The organism is Streptomyces sp. WG5 (assembly GCF_049974565.1).
Classification (GTDB): domain Bacteria; phylum Actinomycetota; class Actinomycetes; order Streptomycetales; family Streptomycetaceae; genus Streptomyces.
On sequence record NZ_JBNGGC010000205.1, the window covers coordinates 1 to 514 of the forward strand.

The window sequence follows — 514 nt, forward strand, 5'->3', positions numbered from 1 at the left end:
ACGGACCACATACATCGGCTGAATGGCCTGATGGTCACCTCCGCGCATGGTCTTCTTGCCTTGCGGGGTGTCCCACGACAGATCCTTCATCGCCTCACGAACCTTGTCCGTCTCGGTTGATTTCGCTTTCTCGACCGCAGCCTTGTAGAAATAGATCAGGCCGTAACTGTCGGCGCCGTAGAGATCCGGATCTGCCTTGTTTGCCGCCCTGAAGGCATCGACGAACTTCTTGTTCTCCAGCGAATCGATCTGAGTCGAGTAACCGACGCCAGTTCCGAAGCCGTTGGCAGCCGTACCTATGGCCGCAATGTTCTGTGACGTCACCGTGCCCGATGCACCGACCACGAGAAGATTACCGAGCAGGCCGAAGTCCTGCATCTGGGTCAACAGGCGGACCGTGTCGTTGCCCGCCACCGATGTGTAGAGCACCTCCGGCTTGGCCTGGCGAAGCTGGCCGAAGTATTGCGTATAGTCCTTGCTGTCGAGCGGTGCAAAGACTTCGCCTGCCGCGGTT

Annotated in this window: 1 protein-coding gene; it reads right to left on the reverse strand. The window is 58.6% G+C overall.

The window, feature by feature from the left end:
* Window positions 1–514 (reverse strand): ABC transporter substrate-binding protein (locus ACP4IX_RS36640; RefSeq protein WP_426559025.1); only part of this gene is annotated, 514 nt, incomplete at both ends.